This window comes from Pedobacter sp. A2324 (assembly GCF_059693705.1).
On the sequence record NZ_JCASSK010000001.1, the window covers coordinates 441506 to 460810 of the forward strand.

15 protein-coding genes are annotated in these 19305 nt (G+C 39.8%); 4 read left to right on the forward strand and 11 right to left on the reverse strand.

Annotation, left to right across the window (positions count from 1 at the left end):
• Positions 1-274: 274 nt before the first annotated feature.
• Positions 275-2011, forward strand: coding sequence for a thiamine pyrophosphate-dependent enzyme (locus AC570I_RS01985; RefSeq protein ID WP_497403959.1), 1737 nt, complete (start codon positions 275-277; stop codon positions 2009-2011).
• A gap of 52 nt (positions 2012-2063) precedes the next feature.
• Here the strand turns inward: AC570I_RS01985 and hppD are convergent, their stop codons facing one another.
• Together hppD and AC570I_RS01995 are read right to left on the reverse strand one after the other, a co-directional pair.
• Positions 2064-3194, reverse strand: a complete 1131-nt coding sequence (hppD, locus tag AC570I_RS01990) for a 4-hydroxyphenylpyruvate dioxygenase (RefSeq protein ID WP_497403961.1) — start codon at positions 3192-3194, stop codon at positions 2064-2066.
• 60 nt (positions 3195-3254) lie between these two features.
• Positions 3255-4412, reverse strand: a complete 1158-nt coding sequence (locus tag AC570I_RS01995; protein ID WP_497403963.1) for a homogentisate 1,2-dioxygenase — start codon at positions 4410-4412, stop codon at positions 3255-3257.
• Positions 4413-4685: 273 nt separating this feature from the next.
• Here AC570I_RS01995 and AC570I_RS02000 point away from each other — a divergent pair, with 273 nt between their 5' ends.
• The 3 genes from AC570I_RS02000 to AC570I_RS02010 all read left to right on the forward strand — a co-directional run bounded on the left by AC570I_RS02000 (position 4686) and on the right by AC570I_RS02010 (position 7100).
• Positions 4686-5141, forward strand: coding sequence for a hypothetical protein (locus AC570I_RS02000; protein WP_047797629.1), 456 nt, complete (start codon positions 4686-4688; stop codon positions 5139-5141).
• A 62-nt stretch (positions 5142-5203) separates the two neighbouring features.
• Complete coding sequence (locus AC570I_RS02005; protein ID WP_497403966.1) at positions 5204-6199, forward strand: fumarylacetoacetate hydrolase family protein; 996 nt, start codon at positions 5204-5206, stop codon at positions 6197-6199.
• Positions 6200-6212: 13 nt separating this feature from the next.
• On the forward strand, positions 6213-7100 hold the full coding sequence (locus AC570I_RS02010) for a flavin reductase family protein (protein WP_497403968.1): 888 nt from the start codon (positions 6213-6215) through the stop codon (positions 7098-7100).
• A gap of 20 nt (positions 7101-7120) precedes the next feature.
• Here AC570I_RS02010 and AC570I_RS02015 read toward each other — a convergent pair whose 3' ends face one another.
• The 9 genes from AC570I_RS02015 to AC570I_RS02055 all read right to left on the reverse strand — a co-directional run bounded on the left by AC570I_RS02015 (position 7121) and on the right by AC570I_RS02055 (position 19301).
• The gene (locus AC570I_RS02015; protein ID WP_497403970.1) at positions 7121-7666 is read right to left on the reverse strand and encodes a C40 family peptidase; all 546 of its coding nucleotides are present in this window, start codon (positions 7664-7666) and stop codon (positions 7121-7123) included.
• A 95-nt stretch (positions 7667-7761) separates the two neighbouring features.
• Positions 7762-8136, reverse strand: a complete 375-nt coding sequence (locus AC570I_RS02020) for a DUF4870 domain-containing protein (RefSeq protein WP_047797625.1) — start codon at positions 8134-8136, stop codon at positions 7762-7764.
• Positions 8137-8249: 113 nt separating this feature from the next.
• Positions 8250-8951, reverse strand: a complete 702-nt coding sequence (locus AC570I_RS02025) for an SDR family NAD(P)-dependent oxidoreductase (RefSeq protein WP_047797726.1) — start codon at positions 8949-8951, stop codon at positions 8250-8252.
• Positions 8952-9050: 99 nt separating this feature from the next.
• Positions 9051-10823 carry an aromatic amino acid hydroxylase gene (locus tag AC570I_RS02030; protein WP_497403973.1) on the reverse strand — a complete coding sequence of 591 codons (1773 nt, stop codon included), beginning with the start codon at positions 10821-10823 and terminating at the stop codon, positions 9051-9053.
• Between the two features lie 161 nt (positions 10824-10984).
• A complete protein-coding gene (locus AC570I_RS02035) occupies positions 10985-11485 on the reverse strand; it encodes a GtrA family protein (RefSeq protein WP_497403975.1) in 501 nt (166 codons plus the stop codon).
• Positions 11486-11562: 77 nt separating this feature from the next.
• Positions 11563-12252, reverse strand: a complete 690-nt coding sequence (locus tag AC570I_RS02040; RefSeq protein ID WP_497403977.1) for a CAP domain-containing protein — start codon at positions 12250-12252, stop codon at positions 11563-11565.
• Between the two features lie 129 nt (positions 12253-12381).
• Positions 12382-13146 carry an SDR family oxidoreductase gene (locus AC570I_RS02045; RefSeq protein WP_497403979.1) on the reverse strand — a complete coding sequence of 255 codons (765 nt, stop codon included), beginning with the start codon at positions 13144-13146 and terminating at the stop codon, positions 12382-12384.
• Positions 13147-13233: 87 nt separating this feature from the next.
• Positions 13234-13638: a helix-turn-helix domain-containing protein gene (locus AC570I_RS02050; protein ID WP_497403981.1), complete on the reverse strand. Its 405-nt coding sequence runs from the start codon at positions 13636-13638 to the stop codon at positions 13234-13236.
• A gap of 191 nt (positions 13639-13829) precedes the next feature.
• The gene (locus AC570I_RS02055; RefSeq protein ID WP_497403983.1) at positions 13830-19301 is read right to left on the reverse strand and encodes an AAA domain-containing protein; all 5472 of its coding nucleotides are present in this window, start codon (positions 19299-19301) and stop codon (positions 13830-13832) included.
• Positions 19302-19305: the final 4 nt, after the last annotated feature.

Genomic DNA, 19305 nt, shown 5'->3' on the forward strand with positions numbered 1-19305 from the left:
ATCAGATAAGGGTAACCGGAAAACTAAAAAACTAATTATGAGTTTTTAGAATTTAACAAAACGGAAATCGCTTCTGGTGTTTTGTTATCTCAAAGGTGCGGTTCAATTATGAAGTTTAGGTGAAGAAATTGAATTCTGCATCAACGAATCAATCCTTAAAGTCTTTTTCAAGTCAGATTGATATTTTAAGCCTGAATCCTCAAAACAATATTTTTCTTTTTTTATTTATTAATTATCTGTGATCATCGGGATTATGGATGTTAAAAGATAAGCCATGAGTAAAAATGTAGCAGAGCAACTGGTAGAAATGCTGGTAGAAGCTGGTGTAAAAAGAGTTTATGCCGTTACGGGAGATAGCCTGAATTATTTTAATGAAGCCGTTAGGAAAAACGGAAAGATCAAGTGGATCCATGTTCGTAATGAAGAGGCGGGTGCGTTTGCCGCTGCGGCTGAAGCGGAACTAGACGGTATTGCCTGTTGTGCAGGTAGCTGCGGTCCGGGGCATGTACACCTGATTAATGGTTTATATGACGCCCATCGCTCACACGTACCGGTGATTGCAATTGCCTCCACTATACCAACCGGTGAATTTGGAATGGATTTTTTTCAGGAAACTAATACTATAAAACTTTTTGACGATTGTAGCTTTTACAATCAGATAGCCACCACACCAGAACAGGCACCGAGAATGCTTCAAACTGCTTTACAACATGCCATACATCAAAAAGGTGTTGCCGTTTTCGGATTACCAGGCGACGTTTCTCAAATGGACGCAGTCGAAAGTATAACCTCTATGCAGTTTTTTAGTAATAAGCCAGTTGTTCGTCCTTCCGAGGAAGAATTGGGCGAGCTTGCATTGCTGTTAAATTCCGAGAAGAAAATTACGCTTTATTGTGGCATTGGCGCTGCTGAGGCTCATGGTGAGGTTGTTGCACTTGCGTCACGATTAAAATCCCCCGTGTCTTTTTCTTTCAGGGGGAAAATGAGTATACAGCACAATAATCCTTACGAGGTAGGGATGACTGGGTTATTGGGACAGCCTTCGGGTTATCATGCCATGCATGAGGCCGATGTTGTGTTACTTTTAGGTACAGACTTCCCTTATGTCAATTTCATGCCTGTAAAAAATAAGATTGTTCAAATTGATGAGCGGCCTGAGCGTTTAGGCAGAAGGGCAAAACTAACTATGGGGTTGTGTGGTAATATTGCCGATTCCATTGCGGCTTTGCTACCCCTTTTGGAAGAGAAGACTGATGATGGCTTTTTAAAATCACAATTGGAATTTTACGAAAAGGTAAAGGAAAACCAAAAGGTTTATATTAAAGATCAAGGGGAAGAAAACAGGATTCAGCCAGAATTTGTTGCAGACACACTCAACCGGCTTGCATCAAGCGATGCCATTTTTACTGTAGATACAGGTATGTGCTGTGTTTGGGGCGCCAGGTTTATTGATGGCACAGGGAAACGTAAAATGCTCGGATCATTTAATCATGGATCCATGGCGAATGCAATGCCAATGGCTATCGGTGCGGCTTTAGCTCATCCTGAAAAGCAGGTTATTGCATTGTGTGGGGACGGAGGTTTGTCGATGCTTCTGGGGGACATTGCCACTATAAAGCAGTATAACCTACCTGTAAAACTTATTGTATTTAATAACAGGGCTTTGGGAATGGTTAAATTAGAGATGGAGGTAGATGGCTTACCTGATAACGAAACAGACATGATCAATCCGGATTTTGCATTGGTTGCGCAAGCGATGGGTTTTAAAGGGATGACCGTTTCAAAGCCTGAAGATGTTGAAACTGCTATTGCCCATGCTTTAAGTGAAGATGGTCCGGTGCTGTTGAATATTATGACTAATCCAAATGCATTGGCTATGCCTCCGAAAATAGAATGGAAACAAATTAAGGGTATGACTGAGTCAATGACTAAACTCATGCTTGGAGGAAAAATGAGTGAAGTTTTTGACACGATTAAATCGAACTACAAGCACCTGGGAGAGGTTTTGTAAGGAATCGTACGTATTCGTCATTCCTTGTAGAGGGGAATGACGAATTTAGTAATTATAAGTTTCCCCGTAGTTCCTGTTCCCTTTCGAGGGACTCAAACAATGCTTTGAAATTACCGGCTCCAAAACTTTGTGCTCCTTTTCTCTCTATAATTTCGAAGAATAATGTTGGACGATCTTCTACCGGTTTAGTGAAAATCTGAAGCAGATAGCCTTCTTCGTCGCAGTCGACCAAAATTCCTAAACTTTCTAACAGTGAGACTTCTTCATCAATCTGACCCACACGCTGTGGCATCATATCATAATAAGCTTCCGGAGGCGCACTTAGGAATTCAACCCCCCGGGATTTTAAATCTTTTACTGTTTTCACAATATCTTTTGTTGCTACTGCGATGTGTTGAACGCCTTCTCCCTCATAGTATTCAAGGTATTCTTCGATTTGTGATTTCTTTTTACCCTCGGCCGGTTCATTGATCGGAAATTTTGAATAGCCGTTACCATTACTCATTACTTTACTCATTAATGCGGAGTATTCGGTGTTAATTTGTTTATCATCAAAAGAGAGGATATTTACAAAACCCATTACCTCCTCATACCATTTTACGGCTTCGTTCATGCGGTTCCAACCTACATTGCCTACGCAGTGGTCGATGTAAAGCAAGCCTGCATCCGAGGGATTGTAGTCACTTATCCATTCCCTGTATCCAGGCATGAATGTACCATTGTAATTTTTGCGTTCGATGAACATGTGAATTGTTTCCCCGTAGGTATAAATGCCACTCATCCTGACTTCGCCATCTTCATCTGTAATTGTTTTTGGTTCCAGATAAGGTTTTGCGCCTCTCTTTGTTGTTTCTTCAAACGCACTGTAGGCATCATCGACCCATAGTGCGAGCACTTTTACGCCATCCCCATGATTTTTAACATGTTCGGCGACGGGGTGGTCAGATTTCAGCGCTGTTGTGAGGATAATTCGGATTTTACCCTGCTGCAATACGTAAGAGGCCCGATCTCTGACGCCCGTTTCGGGACCTGCATAGGCCAGGCTTTGAAATCCAAATGCTGTTTTATAGTAGTGTGCAGACTGTTTGGCATTACCCACGTAAAATTCGATATAGTCTGTTCCATTAATAGGCAGGAAATCCTGTGCTTTAGCTATCTTTTCTGCAAATGTTAATGTTTCCATTGTATTTGTTGTTTTATTGATTGGGTGTGCGTTTATTATTTTAATTGTTTCATGGTCAATTTACTGTTTCCAGCTTTGATAATAATTCTCGTCTTCGATATCAAGGGCGTCTTGTGTAAGCATTAAAGGCTTGAAGGGATCAATCATTACTGCAAGCTCATCTGTTTTTTCTTTTCCTATGGATTTTTCTACGGTTCCGGGATGAGGTCCATGAGGAATACCACCTGGATGAAGGGTAATTTGTCCTTTTACAACACTTTTCCGGCTCATAAAATCTCCATCTACATAATATAATACTTCATCGCTATCTACATTACTGTGGTTGTATGGTGCCGGAATGGACTCGGGGTGGTAGTCATATTTTCTGGGGACAAAAGAACAAACCACAAAGTTATGCCCTTCAAAAGTCTGATGGACTGGTGGAGGCTGATGTAAACGCCCGGTTATGGGTTCGAAATCATGAATTGATAAGGCATAAGGATAATGATAGCCATCCCATCCGATATAATCAAATGGATGTGTTCCATAGGTATAAGGGTAAATTAAACCTTGTTTTTTGATTAATACATTGAAATCTCCATGCTCATCGTAAGTTTGCAGATTTTGAGGAAGTCTCAAATCCCGCTCACAATACGGTGCATGTTCCATCAGCTGGCCATACTGGTTAAGGTAACGTTTAGGTGGTCTTAAGGGGCTGAAACTTTCTACGATGAATAAGCGGTTATTTTCGTCGTTAAATTCCATCTGATAAATTGTTCCTCTTGGAATGATCAGGTAATCGCCATAAGCGAAGCTGATTTCACCGAATCCTGTTTTGAGTTTTCCGGTGCCTTCGTGAACGAAAATCAGCTCATCTGCCTGGCTGTTTTTGTAAAAGTAGTCAGTCATTGACTTTCTGGGGGCGGCCAGTACAATGTGTAAATCGCTGTTTACGAGTATGGGTTTCCGGCTCTTCAAATAATCATCTTCGGGTTTAATTTTAAAGCCGATGAGACTTGTGTGTTTTAAATGCTTTTCTCGCGCAACATTTGGTTCCACGTTGTAGGGTTCTCCTAAATGCTTCACAATTGTTGGGGGGTAGGAATGGTAAACTAAAGAATATAAGCTGGAAAAGCCTTCTGTAGAAACAAGTTCTTCGGCATAGAGATTCCCATCGGGTTTGCGGAAAACCGTATGGCGTTTAGGGGGTATTTGCCCTAATTTGTGGTAAACAGGCATAACAAAGAAATTATGGTTAGAAAAAAAATCTCAATTGATGAACAATCGGAGCGCAAATGCGTTTTCGATTAATAGAAAAGTGTAAGGATACTAAAGAGAATATTGAGCCATGATCAGTTTAGATAGCATTTTGTAGCGACGTGCAGCAATGGCATCATTAACTAAGGTGATATGTAATGCTTTTAAGATCATGTTCTTATTAATACAAGGTAAGTATATTATTTGAAAATTGAAATTTTAATTTACCTTTAACTAATTACAATCGTTCCCAAGATGAGATTTATTTTAACAGTTATTTTTTGTGTAACTATCGGTTATGCGGGTTATTCGCAGCAGCGGCCACACTTCAAAATTAAAGTGGAAGATCGTGGAGGAAAAATGACAAGAGGAGATTTCTATGCTGCTTCTGATGATGGTTTAACATTGATCAGGAACCGGCAGGATACGGTTAAATTAAGCGCAGACAGTATTGTTGCACTTCATATTCAGCGTAAAGGTTTTGTTGCGCCACTTGCCATTGCCGGAGGTGTTGCGTTCTTTGCTTTTGCCGCGAAGAGTGACAAGATTGCTGAATCTCTGGTACTGATTGTTGCGGGGGTACCTGCCGGGATTGCAGCAGGAACATTTCTTGGAAATGTAATTTCGACGAAGAAAAAATATAAAGCATTACAGGCTAAAGATTTTCCGATGATTAAGGACAACTTAAAGCAATTTACGGTTGTAAAATAACATTGTTGCGTATTGGCTGGTTGTTAAAATTATTTAGCTTTACAGTATTCTAACCAAATTATATGAAACTAGTATCTTACAAAACCGAAGATAGCGCCCACCTTGGCGTTTTTATAAATGGCCACATTTACAACCTGAATAGCTGTGATAAATTGCTTCCTGATAGCATGCGTGAGTTTTTGAATGGTGGAGAGGTGCTGATGGAAAGGGCGAAAAAGGTAGATGAAGAGATTAAAAATGGTTCAATTGGTGCAAAAGAAGAAATTTTCTATGAGCTTCTGGCACCTGTTCCTCATCCAACCAGTTGCAGAGATGGCTATGCTTTCAGGCAACACGTGGCTGCTGCACGCAGAAACCGGAAAGTTGAAATGATACCTGAATTTGATGAATATCCTATATTTTATTTCACCAATCATAACGCAATACAAGGTACCGGAGAAATTGAGTGTATGCCAGATCATTTTGATAAGCTTGATTTTGAACTTGAACTTGCTATTGTAGTTGGCAAAAAGGGTAGAAATATAAGGGCAAGTGAAGCGGATGAATATATTGCCGGATATATGGTGATGAACGACATGAGTGCCAGGACATTGCAGATGGAAGAAATGCTTTTAAACCTTGGCCCGGCGAAAGGTAAAGATTTTGCCACTACAATAGGACCCTGGTTAGTTACTCCAGATGAGCTTGAGCCTTATAAGGTTCCTTGTAAAGAAGGACATACCGGAAATGCTTACCATTTGAAAATGACCTGCCGGGTTAACGGTATAGAGCTATCAAAAGGCAACGCAGCAGATATGGACTGGACATTTGCTGAGATTATTGAGCGCTGCGCATATGGGGTAGACATTTTACCCGGTGATGTAATTGGCTCCGGAACTGTAGGTACGGGCTGTTTTTTAGAGCTTAACGGTACGGGACTATTAAATGATCCAGGTTATCAGGTACAATGGTTGCAGCCTGGAGATGTTGTGGAAATGGAGATCACCGGTTTAGGTGCACTGACAAATACAATTACCCGGGCTGACACTGATTTTTCAATTCTTGGGCTGAAAAAATAAGAGGCTGCTACACATGCTAACATTAAAGACTGAAGAATTATCGGCTGTTGAACTGCAGCATTTTCTGCAATATGCCATTGCTCCGCGGCCAATTTGTTTTGCTTCCACAGTAGGTGAGGCGGGCAATGTGAATTTAAGTCCGTTCAGTTTCTTCAATATGTTTAGTACAAAACCACCGATTTGTGTGTTTTCGCCATCAAGGCGAGTACGTGACAATACAACGAAGCATACGCTTGAGAATGTGCTTCAGGTGAAGGAGTGTGTAATCAATATTGTGAATTACGACATGGTGCAGCAAATGAGTTTGGCCAGTACTGAATATGGTAAGGATGTGAACGAATTTGAAAAAGCAGGTTTTACCATGTTAAAATCAGAAACGGTAGCTCCGCCACGGGTTGCCGAGGCACCTGTTCAGCTTGAGTGCGTCGTTAATGATGTTATTTCTCTTGGAGATGTGCACGGTGCCGGAAATTTAGTTTTAGCGGAAGTAAAACTGATTCATATTAATGAGGCAATTCTGGATCATGATGGAAAAGTTGATCAGAAGAAAATAGATCTGGTGGCTCGTTTGGGAGGGGACTGGTATTGCAGAGTCACTTCTGAAAATTTGTTCAAGGTTGCTAAGCCGCTTGCCCGATTAGGCATAGGCGTTGACCAGTTGCCTAAAGCGGTGAGATTATCGAAAGTGTTAACGGGAAATGATTTAGGGATGCTGGGAAATGTGGAGCAGCTTCCGAGTGAGGACGAAGTTGACCTGGTTATGTTGAACCCTGAAGTTAAGGAAATTATGGATGCTACGATTGGTGACCCTACCAATCGGGAAAGAGAATTACATGAGCTTGCAAAAAGCTTTCTTCAAACGGGAAATGTAGACATTGCGTTAAAGATAGTTTTACTTTAACATTTCTTATCAAGCGATAATTAAAGGATACTCACGATTTTCATGAACCGGGTTTTATAGTGGCCATTCAGTGGCGTAATGGTTACACTGTGTGCCTTTCCTGACGAGGCATGAATGAATCTAATTCCATCCACATCTATTGAGTATACGATACCAACATGGCCAATTCTTCTTACTCTGGAATTGCTTCCTGTGAAGATGAGTACGTCTCCTACTTTTGCATCTTCAAGGGTAGTTTCTTTACCTGTATAGCTAAACTCTCTTGATGAGCGCGGTACTTTAAATCCGAAATTACTAAACACATAGCTTACAAATCCTGAACAATCAAATCCTAATTTTGGATTGCTGGTGGCATAACGATATCGTATGCCTAGCATGCTTTTCGCAAAGTCAATTAAGGATTCGGAGCTGGTTTCATTTTCCTTTACCAATTCCTTAGTTTCTTTCGGAAGGTTTGATATTAAGTTTTTAATCAACTCCTGGTATTGAGATGGGATGATTGTTTGGGTTTTTCCTGCCGTGGCAGACAAAATGAAAAACAAAATCGGGATTATTATTTTCTTCATATGTTAATCTCAAAGATATAAAAAATATCCAGAGTGAATTAAAATGTTGAAAATGAGTGAAAAAAAAGCTTCAGATATTCTGAAGCTTTTTGAGGTTAAATCCCTGGGAACAAGGTTTGAGCTCTTTCTCCTATTAATGGAATGGGCTTTTTTTCGCCCTGTATTGCACCGATTAGCCCAATTAACCATAGTACAAACAAGGCCAGTTGTACCGCTGAGCCCAGGAAGCCGAAAGAACCCACACCAGTAGTTAATATTACTGCGGTGAGCAGGATTGCCAATCCCCAGCCTAGAACTGTTGACACAATGGCAAAAAGCAATGTTTGCCTAAGCTGATAGCTACCTAATTCTGTTTTGTTGTCTTTGTGGAGTGCGAAATAGGCAATCAGCCATCCTACGATAGTAAAATAACTTACAATTGCAGCAGTTTTTCCGTCGCCCTGCGTTTTGAAATTAGCATTAGTTTCCATAGATGATTTTTAAGAGGTTTTAGGTTTGGTTTTCAGTATTGTTTACTAAACGCTTTTTTAACAAACAAGTTGAGATTTTGTTTGAGATCCTATTCACACCTGATAAGATTTAGCTATGGTGTAGTTACTGCAACCGGTAAAATTTTTCCATTAAAAAATTTGTGTCCGGTTTTTGCAAAATCAGCGATGTATTTACCCATCTCGAATGCCATAACAGGGCTTTGATATCCAGGAAAAGCAGCTTCCAGCATTTCAGTTTGAGCTGATCCCAATGCCAGGCAGTTCACTTTTATACCTGTTTCTGCGAGTTCAAATGCCAGGCACTCTGTTAAGGTATGCAGGGCAGCTTTGCTGGCGGAATATGCCGATAGACCCGGGAATTTTACACTTCCCTGAAAGCCGCCCATACTACCAATATTTACAATGTGGCTACCGCTTCCCATCAATGGTAAAACATTTTGGATCATCCTGAAGTGAGCGATAACATTGCTTTGCAGCATTTCTCCCAAATCGGCTTCCGTTGTTTCCAGGAATGGCTTATTGATTAAGCTTCCTGCGTTATTGATCAGGATATCAATGTTGCCTAAGCGCTCTTTGAGGAATGGTAGTAATGCGGCATAGTCATCATTCACTATATCGAATTCTACAGGAAGCAATGTGCATTCAGGGTTAATGCTTCGCGCAATTTCCAAAAGCTTACGTAATTTATCGGCAGTACGTGCTATGGCGACAATTTTATTTTGTTTCTGTAAGCTAAATTCTAGTGCAGCTTCGAAACCAATTCCACTGCTTGCTCCTGTAATTATAATGTTCATTTCTGGGTTTTTTGGCATGTTGCCGGTTAAAGCAGCAACATGGCACAAAGTTATTAAACCTTTTCTGAATGTTATTGAAGTTATTTCACAACCTTGTACTTAATTTGATAGCAACTGTGATACCGGGTGTTTGATTACGTGTAATCCATCTAGAATTAATTTATGATGATCAGGTTCTTTGGCCGCTTTTATTTCGAGGTATATCATTAGTTCCTTTTCGAGCCTGGCGTACCGGGGTTTTTGAGCAATCAGTTCTAAAATCTCGAGGGCACAAAGCCAGTCTTGCCGGTGTTGTTGTTTCAGTTTATCGAAAATATCGTTTAATTCATCAAGCGATTCATTATTTTCCCTGATCTCACGAACATGTGTGTATAGATTATGCAAATTTTTTGTTTTTTCATCATACTGTAGCTGATGCGTTTTTTCAGTGCTAACGGGGGTTATTTCTTCGTAAGCATCTTTATCGGCGGCGCCATTAAAGACAGATATAATTTTACTTCCTACGGCCATATCATAGGTACCCCATTCGGCCCTGAACAGAATATTGTTGTTGCTCTCGGTAACTGTACAATCTTCGAATGTAATTAATAAAAGCTTTCCATTTTTTCTCAACAGGTTGGTGACTTTTCCGGTTACTTTGATTCCGCTTTCGAAAGTCAGTCCGGTTTTGTCGCCCGTTTTCAACGCAGCAATTTCCGCGTCAGTATAATTTTCTAGTAGTTTAGCTGATCCTTTAAGTTGACCCACAGGAGATGAGAACCCATCAGTATGGTAATTTTTTCCATGGTTATTAAGCTGTATGTTTTCGAAGGCTAATGCAGATGGACCAGTAGTTTTAATGAAGGTAAGCTCATCATTGGTATCGATGCCTATATCAGTAAATATCCCGGAAACCTGCAATCCAGATGAGTAAACTGCTGTTGCAACGTTTTTGCATGCGATGGCTTTTAATACACTTTCTGATCCGCCGCGACGAAACGCCATGGTGTCGGCAAATTGTTCCAGTACATCAATCAAATTTTGAAATGTTGGTGTAACAAAAAGCCGTGGTTGCGGTTTTGTGATGTCGTACTGATGGTTTATCGCATTGATACTATACCATAATTTTTCGACGTCGTTCTGCATACATGTGGCACTTTCGCCAATTGAAGAAAGTAAGCCTGCGCCATAAATTTTAGGATCCTCCAGTGTACCAATTAACCCATACTCGACTGTCCACCAGTGCAGTCGCCCAAGAAGTGCCATTTCAGATGGTTCTCCCATGTTTTCACTTATGTAGCGCAGGTTTTTTTCGGCTTTAGCAATTTCCATTTCATCGGCATCGTTTGCTTCTTTTAGTATGGAAAGTTTTCGAATTGCTTCGTAAAGTTCGAAATCTTTTGCCGAAAACATTGCTTTTGCTCCTATGGATCCGAAGTAGCTCAGGTAATTGTTATAATCGGCATCGGCTATTATGGGTGCATGACCTGCGCTTTCATGGATAATATCCGGAGCGGGTGTATATTCGATGTGGTTAATCTGACGGATATCGGCGGCGATAACCAAAACCCTGTAAGCCTGATATTCCATAAAGGCCGCAGGCGGTATAAAACCATCAACGGTAACTGCTCCCCAACCGATTTTGCCTAGATTATCGTTCATGGTTTGCAGGTCGGGGATATGTTCAATGCTTAAACCGGCCCGCTGCAAGCCTTTGATATAAGGGTAGTAAGCAACATTTTTCAGGTAGCTATAATTCTGACGCATGACGTATCGCCATACTGCCTGATCTATTGGGGTGTATTTTCCATAGTTCTGATTAACGATAAACTGCTTTAAATGATTGGGCAGTTTCGCAACCTGTGGATTACTAAAGTCGTTAAAATGGCTCATTGCTATTATGATGAATAAGTTGGTTGAGCACTAAGTTAGCTTGTTGTGATTAGCTAAGCAAGAAGTATGGTGTTTATTTAAGCCCTGATTATTTACTGTATATCGATTTTGTGTGCAGCTTTACACGAAATGAAAGGAAGGCTGAATTGATCTGGGTGGAACTAGTTCTTTTTGTCTTTATTGCTGCCGATCTTTTTTACACTGAAGGTGAAGTAGTGCTGATATAAATAGCTGAACAAGGCGATTCCGACTTGCACAACCAATCTTGAAACAGTGGGATATATGCCCATTATTTCGACAAAAAACTTCAGTAAAACATAGTTTAATAACATGTTTATAAACTGCAGGTTGATGAAACGAAATAACTGTGTGCGGGATTTAACCTCGCTGTGGGTAAAAATAAGATATTTGTTGAGGATGAAGCTATAAGGAATCACAACAACAAATTCAACAGCCAGGGAAACTGTATTGCGCTTTAGGGTGAAGAATAATACTTTAACCTCTTCAGTAAGGAATATGTAATTGTAAGCTACCCAAAACATTACAAGTCCCAAAACGAATGTACTCCCACCAGTTGCAAGGTACCTGAAGTTATGCAAGGATACAAATCTTCTGAAAGGGGGATAGAAAAAATCGATGAATGCTAAAATAGCTTTGCGCATGAATTGTTTGTGGTATTTGGGCAAAGGTAGTTTTTTTAATAAAAACCTTCAGAAAATTATTTTGATATTCTGGTAAACTATGGTTTACCAGCGGTATAAGCAGGTAATGCTACAAAGTCCATTACTGCGCACCAGGTGTAAGAGGGGTGTGGCTGAATGCTGATGCCGACGGTATTTAACTTATATTTCTGATCGAGCATATTGAAACGGTGGCCAAGGGATGGTACGCCACAATCCAAAAGCAGGTGACAAACGATATCCAGGCTATTTGAATATCCGAAATCTATATTTTCGCTCATGGCTTTGTTGGGAAAGTATCTGGATAGTCTTTTAGAGAATTTATCGCCGTTACTGCTTTCATGGGTATCTAAATTGTTCCGGTTTAGATCCTGCGCATGGCTGCGGCTCAATACCGTTAGTTTTTCATCAGGGTAGAATACCGGCAGGTTTTTTATGACCTTTAAGTGTTTGAGCAATGACGTGTAATAGGGGTTGTTTCGGGTAAGACGCAATTCGTTGTAATTGCGGTATTGTTTAACTTTTGCGTTGTAGGTATTAAAGTAATCTTCCAAAAAAGTGTAATAAAATTTCTCACCATCAATTCGAATGAGGTTGAGATACAGGATTATATTTTTCTCTTCATTGGTAAGGTAGTTTGCTGTTGCTGCAGTATTGGCTCTTCGAAATTCGGCATCAGTCCACCGCTGGGCATTTGCGGTTCCACTGGCTAAAATAAGAAAGAAAACAGGTAATAGTTTTTTAATCACATTTTTTACTTTGCAAGCATAACGTGATTTTATGGGGTTTATTTTGTCGGCTTACCGGGGGTGGAGAAACGTGGGTGTGATATTGCCTGACTCTGAGGAATCAGGCAATATTGGTTGTGAATTTTCTACTTATAAAAACATGCCTCCGGAAGCTTCAATCCGTTGTGCATTGATCCATTTTGCTTCTTTGGTGCATAAGAATGCGACAACAGGTCCGATGTCATTTGGCAATCCAACTCTGCCCAATGCGGTTTGTGATGCAATGCCTTTATTCATTTGTTCGTTATCGCGTACCACGCCACCGCCAAAGTCGGTTTCGATAGCGCCAGGTGCAACAATATTAACATTAATGCCTCTCGATCCCAATTCCTTTGCCTGATATTTGGTCAGGGTTTCCATAGCGCCTTTCATTGACGCATAGGCTGCATAGCCTGGCAAAGCAAAACGTGCTAAACCAGTTGATACATTTACAATTCCCCCTCCATCATTGATCAAGCCCAGTGCTTTTTGAGTGAGAAAGAATACGCCTTTAAATTGTATGTTAACCAATGTGTCGAATTGTTCTTCAGTAGTTTCGGCAAAGGGCACATGAATACCAATACCGGCGTTGTTTACTAAGTAATCAAATTTCTCTGCGTTAAACACGGATGTTAATATTGACTTTACTTCATTGAAAAAGGTTTCAAACGTTTTGATGTCAGCAACATTCAGCTGAAGTGCTGCAGCTTTTACCCCGACGTTTTTTAAAAGTTCTACCGTTTCCTCGGCATCTTCTTTTTTCGACTGATAGGTAATGATTACATCCAGGCCTTTTTTAGCCAAGTGTATAGCAGCGTTTTTGCCTAATCCACGACTTCCGCCAGTTACTAATGCAATTTTATTTTGTGTTTCCATTTTGTTTTTTATTTATAGAACAAAGTTGAAGAGAAACTACCAGTAAAAATGGTGATACGTTAAGTAAAAATGGTGACAGCTTAAGTTTTATATGGTGACATTTTCCTTATTTGCCAAGGATTGAAAGTATTCTTCGCGATATTGTTTAGGTGTTTGTCCCGCAAAATGCTTGAAGAATTTGGTGAAGTTTGAGGGGTCGTATGTTAAAATCCGTGCAATTTCAGAAATCGGCATACTTATATTCTGTAGCATGGATTTAGAAATTTCCATCAACCGTTCTTCAAAAAAGTAGCAGGGAGAGTGTCCGGTTGCAGACTTGATGGTATTACTTAAGTGGGTGGGGTGAACATGGATCAGTTCAGCAAAATCACGTACCTCAAACATTTCTGTTGCCCTACCAGACACTATATCGTCGAGGTGCTTATCTAATTCCCGTAAATAATCTGCGGCAATTTCATGTTGTCGGGCAAAGAATTTTTGTGGAATTTTCATACTGGATGTTTTGAGGGTAAACAAATATATAAGAGCAACTGGCGAAATGAAAATTTGCTTTAAGCCGGAAGTAATTTATGACTCAAAGATTATCGATTTCGTTATCAACCAGTTTTGCAATAGCATTCAATTTCTAAGGTGATTATCTCCTGATCCAAATGAACAACCAGGAGACATCCTGTTAAACGCTACTAATTTTGAGTTTTATAACCTTTATTCAGTTTTTCGCGAATGAGCTTATCTCTTTCTTTTTGTGCCATTTCTACTGTCTCAAAAGTTTTAATATTTACTTGTCCTTTGGTTCCGGTTCTTCCAAACCTGACTATTAGTTTTGATTCGTCCAGTGCCGATTCCCAGAATTTGTTACTGCCCATATCTGCAAAAACCAGGCGGTCGAACTTTAAATGCTCATATCCTGCTATGGTTTCTGTTTTATCCTGGCTGTTGTTTAATGCATTCACCTCACTGTTTAAAGATTCTACCGGCGCAACACTGTTAAAGGCCGGCAGCTCTGTATCGTCGTCATTATTCTCAATCTGAACCTCATTTATCCTTTTTAGGATGATATCTGTCATTTTTTGAGGGTTATTGAGCCAGTCTTTGGCGAATAAGTGCATGGTTTGCCAGCCAAATGATTTTAGAATAGCAGGCCGCTGATAATACTGTTCCAATAGATTATCGTTGCTGTAATGGGCTTCATCGTCGACAAGGATACCCAGGGTATAAGTTTTATCTGAAGGATGAAGTTTAATTGCGAGCGAACATTTAAATGTACTCTGCCCGACATTTTCCTGTACTTCAAATCCTCTGTTTCCGAGTTCTTTTTTGATCTGTTGCAACACGATGTTACTATCCTGACGGATAACTTGTTTCTTGCTGAAAATCAAACTATCCAGAATTGTTCTGGCCATTTGCATATTGCCGTTTGATACGCTTTCTGCATATTGCAGAAACCTGCGGAAATAGCTTGCACCTTCGTTATATTCATTTGTAATATTGTGGTATTCAATACTGCTTACCACGGCCATGTGTTTTCTGGCACGGCTAAAAATTACATTTAGCCTTTTTTCGCCACCCTTTTTATTTACAGGGCCAAAATTCATTAACATTTTTTTGCGGCTATCAAAGCCATAGCAAACACTCATGATGATGATATCGCGTTCATCTCCCTGAATGTTCTCGAGGTTTTTAATAATCAGGCCAACAAACTGTTCGTCTTCAGTTCTGTTATAAGCTTCTCCCAAAAGCAATTCGAAAGCTTTATCGCTTGCAGCAAGGCTTGATAATGCGTTTTCAATAGCATGTTGCTGTTCCTGACTAAATGCAACAATACCAATGCTGTCTTTGGTTCCTTTTGTTAACAACTCCCTTATCAACGATGCAATATAGTTTGCCTCTCCGGTATTGCTGCGTTTTTCGTAAACACTGTCAGGATGAAAATGAAAGCTGATACTCCTGTCGAACAGTGTACCGGCAAATTTGGCCGCATCATCGGGGCTGTTAACTTCAATTGCTTCCTTTTCATTATGATGAACTGTTTTATCAGGAATTGTTAATAAACCTGCTTCGTAAAAGGCATGGTTACTATAACTGATTAGCGTTTCATAATGGCTGCGGTAGTGCCAGCTCAGCATTGTACTGTCGAGTTTTCTGCTTCCCTGTACCAGTAAACTATCTGCATCTGCACTCAGGAGTTCGTTTTCATTATCAGTTTCATCTGTTTCCAGATCATCGGGATCTTCGGCCTTTGCCGAAAAGAAATTAGATGGCGGCATCTGTTTATCATCACCAACAATAATCGTTTGAGGACTTCTATACAATGCGGGGATTCCCTCTTCGAGGGTAATCTGACTGGCTTCGTCAAAAATTACCACATCAAAATAATTTGTATTTAACGGAAGGCTGTCACTTACGCTCAACGGACTCATTAACCATACCGGCTTAATGTCTTTTAGAACAAGTCCGCTTTCTTTTGCACTTAATTCCCTGATACTTTTATAGCGCATGCTTTTGCCAAATTCATTTTCAAGAATTTTTCTGCCTTCGTTATAATCCTTCTTAAATGCCTTTTGCTGAGGATTTAGCTGACTAGGGGCCATATTACCCAATTCAATATGATCGAGGAAGCGCTGGCGCACTGTTGCCCTTATTTGTTCGGCATTGAGCTTTAATAATTTTTTATAACCCTGCCTGATCTGATTTACTGCCTTTTCGATGCTTTGAATATCTGTTGCTGCGAAAGCTTTATTGTACTGATAAAACTGTTTTAAAGTTTTATTAGCCATTGAAGCTTCTGTTTCAACCGGCGTTATCGGGATACTGTTAAGTAAGGTTTTTACATTTTCAGATGCTTTGCTGTAATCTTTCAATGCAGGAAGTAAATCAGGTAAGCTTTCGATGTTCATCAAAATACTTTCTAAGTCATCCTGCAGTTCATTAAAAGATTTTTGCCGGCTTTGTACCAGGCACGATTCAAGTTTTTCTGCAAGTACCGGAAGGGCCGGATAGATTTTGTTAAGTTTCTTAATTAATGCGGAGGCATCGGGATGTGTAATTAAATAATCTATTTCCTGATCGCCAAGTTTTTGTCTGATGCTGCTGATCTTAAGTAATGTATCTTCAATATCTTGGAAATGATAATTTTCCTGCAATTGATTTTTGTTTCGGAGTAAATCATCTGCTGTATCATATTCAGCTTTTAAAAGTTGCAATATGCTCCTAAAGGTTGGCTTTACAAGATGCTGGCTAAAGTTATAAGATTGTTGTAATTGCTTTTTTAAGGTCCTCCAGCTGCCATTTAAAAAACTAAAAAAAGCACCGTCATTTTTATCTGCCAGTGCCAGTGCATTTGCCAAATCCTGCCTGCTTAATTTGTGAAGCCAGTTCAGGTTTTGTTCGGTCAGGTTATCGAGCGTTTGCTGCAACTGTTTGTACTGACTGATTTCCTTATCAAAGGCTTTTGCTGCAGCTGAATTTGCTTCAAGCAACTCTGTATTATTAAATTCTACAAAGGGTGCAAGTAAAAGGGCATCTTCAGCGAGTTCTGTTAGTTGTGTAAGATAGGTACAGTGTTCGGAGCTGATTTGATTGGTATGGATAAAGTTATCTATGTCAGTTAGCGAATGCTGCAAATCTTTAATGAGGTTTTCGAGGTAATTTAAGGGGTTTTCCTGATTAAAAACCTCATCGTTTAACTTACTCAGCGGGTGACCGGCAAATTCGGGTTCGGCACCTGTTTCTTCCAGCTGCTTACTTAGTGCTACAATCATTTCACCAAAATCTACCCATTGCTTATAGTCGGGTACCAGCTCTTCCTGACGGGGCTGTAAAGGTAAAATCTGGTTTTTAAGTTCTATGACTCTATCAATCAGCTTCCGAATCGGAATGCCTGCTGTTTCGGGTATTTCGTTATGGTGCTGATGAAATTGCAGTAAGGTATTTAGCTGAACATTGAGGTCGGTGATTAAACTGTGCTTGGTTTGAATAATCAGTTGCAGATCTTTTCTGTTACGGATAAATTCTTCGTAGGTTGTTTTTAAATTTTTGATGAATTCGCGTTTATCTCCCTGACTGTCGTGTATGTAACAGCAAAGTTCATCAAGTCCGTTTTGTTTAAGGCGATGAAATACCACATCCAGTGCAGCTCTCTTTTCGCAAACAAAGAGGATATTTTTGCCTTGTGCCAAAAAATCGGCGATAAGATTGGTAATGGTTTGACTTTTTCCGGTTCCAGGCGGCCCCTGGATAATATAGCTTTCGCCGGTACGGCTTTGCAGAATGGCCTTTGTTTGTGCAGGGTCGGCTGTAATTACATGATTCCAGTCTTCAAGCTTATTTAAATTGATATGATGTTCCCTGATCTGCTTCGGCTGATTACTGAAAAGTGATTCGAACACCTCATGCTGAACTTTGTTATCGATAACATGGTTGTAATCGCGAACCAGGCTCATTTTTTTATAGTTGAAATTGCCCAGAACCATGTTGCAGGTATCAAAATCCCAGCTGTAGGGGTTATTTGCATTTTCAGTTAATTCAAAAAGCTCACGTCCGTTATTCTTGTCTCCGGTAAGTTGCTTACTGGCCAGTTTTATCTCGTCGTTAATTAAAAATTCAAGAAATGAAGGATTCTGTTCAATTCTTTGTTTAAATATTTCTAATCCAAGGGGTTTAAAATGTTCATGCTGGTAACTGTATAAAATATTTTTATAGCTGTCTAAACCTGAGTTTTTTCGCAGGCGTTTACGGTAGTTTCCAACAGTTTGTTTGGCTACGCCATGAATGAGCTTTATGAGGGGTTTCTGTATAAACTGAAGCTGTATTCCCTGGTTTGCACTATCTATCTGCGATTTTAAGATCTGATAAAATTGTTCAATACTCATTTCATCAAGATCAACAAAATCGGGCAGTTTAATTCCATATAGTTCACGAAGCTGATTAGCCAGTACCGGGTTTACTTCGGCGGCATTATCAAGAACCTGAACGGTATAATGATCTTCCTTTAATTTTTTTGTTTTTTTAAGTTCTACAGGGATCATCAACAGCGGACTTTGAATACGCTCACTGATATCTTCCTTTAAGTTGTGCCAATTTAAAAACGTGATTACCAGTTTTAACTGACTAAATCCATACTCCTGAATATCTCTCTGACTTTCTACCCTGATCTTGTCTAACGCACCTAGTAAATAATTGTGATCTTCAAAACGCAGATACTTGTTCAGTACAATTTCTTTCATGCCTTTAACTTTGGCAGAAATTTCACTGTTCCATGTAAAGAGAAGGTCGGGGCGAATACTTTGATAATGCAAAACCATAGGTACACTGCTTACCGTCAGGTTTACAAAACGCATATTGGGCTTATAGTATAACAGCCTGTTTCTTCTGCTGGTATCAAACAACCTGTTTCGTAATTTATTCAAAATAAACTGGCTACGTTCCTTTAGTTCCTTATTAACCCAACCTGCAATATGACTTAAATCGACTTGCTTTTCGATGTCGTAATCGCGGTAAAATTTTAACCGGTGAATCACATCGTACAAATCCTGACTTCTTAACTGCCGATCCAGTTCTGTCATTTCCTTAATGAGTGCACTTATGGTAGGATGTATGCGCTGGTTATACTGAACCGGATTCTGGCGGTATCTGGTAAAGGTAACCAGATCATCCTTGTCGTACAGGTTTAAGCTCAAAGCTAAACTTCCCAATATCAGTCCGAGGCAAAAAATATCTGTCTGCGCATCGTGATGATTGAGTAATATTTCAAAACAGTTGTATCCGGTTAAATAAGCAGGGTAACTTAATGGTTCATTGATAGCTGTGTGAATATGAACCGTTTCGCTGTTATAAGTCCCCTTGTCTATATCGGCCTCTAATTTTTCGCGTTCAACAATATGGAATTGTTTAGATTTCAGAGATTTAAACAGTTCAGTGATTTTCGAAGTATTGTATTGAGGGCGTGATGTGAGATTTTCATCAATATCAATTGCAGCTTCTGTAATAAAGATGGCATCGTCATTATAGAAGGGTGCAACCTGGTTATTTTCGTGAAAACTTAATACTTCTTCAAATAGCGGGGTCACAAAAGCAATAATATCATCAGTTGCGTACTGGCCCTTATCAAAAGCTGTATTGAGGAAAGTTTTGAATGTAATTTTATCAGGAGTCATGGTT

What these genes read in the sequence shown, in the direction of transcription:
- AC570I_RS02015 (WP_497403970.1), bottom strand. Translation starts at nt 7,666, where the DNA reads ATGAAGAAAATAATAATCCCGATTTTGTTTTTCATTTTGTCTGCCACG.
- AC570I_RS01985 (WP_497403959.1), top strand. Translation starts at nt 275, where the DNA reads ATGAGTAAAAATGTAGCAGAGCAACTGGTAGAAATGCTGGTAGAAGCT.
- AC570I_RS02035 (WP_497403975.1), bottom strand. Translation starts at nt 11,485, where the DNA reads ATGCGCAAAGCTATTTTAGCATTCATCGATTTTTTCTATCCCCCTTTC.
- AC570I_RS02005 (WP_497403966.1), top strand. Translation starts at nt 5,204, where the DNA reads ATGAAACTAGTATCTTACAAAACCGAAGATAGCGCCCACCTTGGCGTT.
- AC570I_RS02020 (WP_047797625.1), bottom strand. Translation starts at nt 8,136, where the DNA reads ATGGAAACTAATGCTAATTTCAAAACGCAGGGCGACGGAAAAACTGCT.
- AC570I_RS02025 (WP_047797726.1), bottom strand. Translation starts at nt 8,951, where the DNA reads ATGAACATTATAATTACAGGAGCAAGCAGTGGAATTGGTTTCGAAGCT.
- hppD (WP_497403961.1), bottom strand. Translation starts at nt 3,194, where the DNA reads ATGGAAACATTAACATTTGCAGAAAAGATAGCTAAAGCACAGGATTTC.
- AC570I_RS02010 (WP_497403968.1), top strand. Translation starts at nt 6,213, where the DNA reads ATGCTAACATTAAAGACTGAAGAATTATCGGCTGTTGAACTGCAGCAT.
- AC570I_RS02050 (WP_497403981.1), bottom strand. Translation starts at nt 13,638, where the DNA reads ATGAAAATTCCACAAAAATTCTTTGCCCGACAACATGAAATTGCCGCA.
- AC570I_RS02055 (WP_497403983.1), bottom strand. Translation starts at nt 19,301, where the DNA reads ATGACTCCTGATAAAATTACATTCAAAACTTTCCTCAATACAGCTTTT.
- AC570I_RS02030 (WP_497403973.1), bottom strand. Translation starts at nt 10,823, where the DNA reads ATGAGCCATTTTAACGACTTTAGTAATCCACAGGTTGCGAAACTGCCC.
- AC570I_RS02045 (WP_497403979.1), bottom strand. Translation starts at nt 13,146, where the DNA reads ATGGAAACACAAAATAAAATTGCATTAGTAACTGGCGGAAGTCGTGGA.
- AC570I_RS02000 (WP_047797629.1), top strand. Translation starts at nt 4,686, where the DNA reads ATGAGATTTATTTTAACAGTTATTTTTTGTGTAACTATCGGTTATGCG.
- AC570I_RS01995 (WP_497403963.1), bottom strand. Translation starts at nt 4,412, where the DNA reads ATGCCTGTTTACCACAAATTAGGGCAAATACCCCCTAAACGCCATACG.